The sequence below is a fragment of the Actinomycetota bacterium genome (genome assembly GCA_005774595.1).
Lineage (GTDB): Bacteria > Actinomycetota > Coriobacteriia > Anaerosomatales > D1FN1-002 > D1FN1-002.
Genome location: VAUM01000410.1, coordinates 1 through 1492, shown reverse-complemented (window position 1 = coordinate 1492; position 1492 = coordinate 1). Strand labels below are relative to the sequence as shown.

Below are 1492 nucleotides of genomic sequence, written 5' to 3'. Positions count from 1 at the left end.
TGCCTCCGACGGCGAGCTCGACATGGCCCGCCGTGACCGGGGCGGGCGCGTGCTCACGGAGCTCCGTGGCGCCGTAGCCGGCGCCCTCGACGGCGCGCACGATCGCGGCCGCATCGATCTCGAGGGCCTCGAAGCTCACGGTCATCCGCTCGGCCGCCAGGTTGACGGCGACGGAATCCACGCCACGCTGCTTGCCGACGACCTTCTCGATCACGGTCGCGCACGCGGCGCAGTGCATGCCGGTCAGGGCGAACTGTGCCTCGGTGAGGGCCGGCGCGCCTTGCTCGGCGACGGCCCCGGTGTTCTCCGGACTCATCTTCCGTTCGCCTCCCGTCACTTCACCACGATGGTGCCGAACACCATCTGCATGCCGCACGAGAACCCGTATTCCCCGGGCGGCAGTGCGGGCAACTTCACGGTCTTGGGGCCGGTGGTCAGGTCCTCGAAGAAGCCGAGGTCCTTCGACATGACCTGGCTGGTGCACCCCGACGACTCCGAGAAGGTGATCTCGGCGGGCGCGCCCGCGGCGAGCACGATGGTGTCGGGGTCGTAGTAGCCCTGCGTCACGTCCACCGAGATGCCCTGGACGCCCGCTTCCACGGTGGCCGTGCCGGTCGCCGAGGCGCCCGCGGCGCCGGAGGGACAGCACGCACACGAGGAGCCCCCTGCGGAGGCGGCAGACACGCCGGCGTCGGCCGCGTCGGCGTAGCGGGCCGCGGACGACACGTCGGCGTCGGCCGCGCGCGTGCGCGAGACCGCGTACGCGGTCCCGCCGAGCAGCAGCACTCCGGCCGCCAGCACGAACACGAGGTAGTCGACCCGCTTGCGGGGCGTCATGGCGTGCACGGCCGTCCCGGATGAGGCGGTTGCGTGCGCCGGTGCGGCAGCCCCACGCTCGGGCGTGTGCACTGCGGACGTGCCGCGGCGCTTCCGCGATGCGAGCGCCGCGAGCCCGGCCGCTCCCGCGGCCAGTGCGGCGAGCAGGAGCAGCGTGCCGACCGTGCCGCCCGACTGCGCGGGCGCGTCCGTGCCCACCGCGAGCGTGCCGGACATCATGCCCATGCCGCAGGTCAGCGTGTACGAGCCGGACTTCGCGGCAGGCAGGTCGACCGTGGTGACGCCGTTCGGCGCGAGGTTCTGGAGCACGCCGAGCTGGGGGATCGCGATCTGATCGGAGCAGGCGTTCGCCTCGCGGCGGTCGACGATCAGCCGCACGGGCCGGTCGGACGGGACACTCACGGTCTGCGGAACGAACCGCGTGTTCTCGATGACGAGCGGCACCTCGGCCACGCCGTCGGCAGCCTCGGTGAACTGCGGCTGCGCGGCCGGGGCGGCCGAGCGGCCCATGACCGACGCCACGACCGACTGCGCGGTGACCGGCGAGCCCACGAGCATGAGACCCCGGTTGAGCATGACGAGGCCGAACGCGATGATGACGACCGCCGCGACCGTGTTCATGACGCGCTTGACGCGGTGCGACAGCGCTCCCGCC

2 protein-coding genes are annotated in these 1492 nt (G+C 72.9%); both read right to left on the bottom strand.

Going from position 1 to position 1492, the window contains the following annotated elements; translation table 11 throughout:
- The coding region (locus tag FDZ70_10565) for a heavy-metal-associated domain-containing protein (protein TLM66252.1) at positions 1-316 on the bottom strand (316 nt) is incomplete at its 3' end.
- Between the two features lie 17 nt (positions 317-333).
- A partial coding sequence (locus FDZ70_10560) for a cupredoxin domain-containing protein (GenBank protein TLM66251.1) occupies positions 334-1492 on the bottom strand: 1159 nt, incomplete at its 5' end.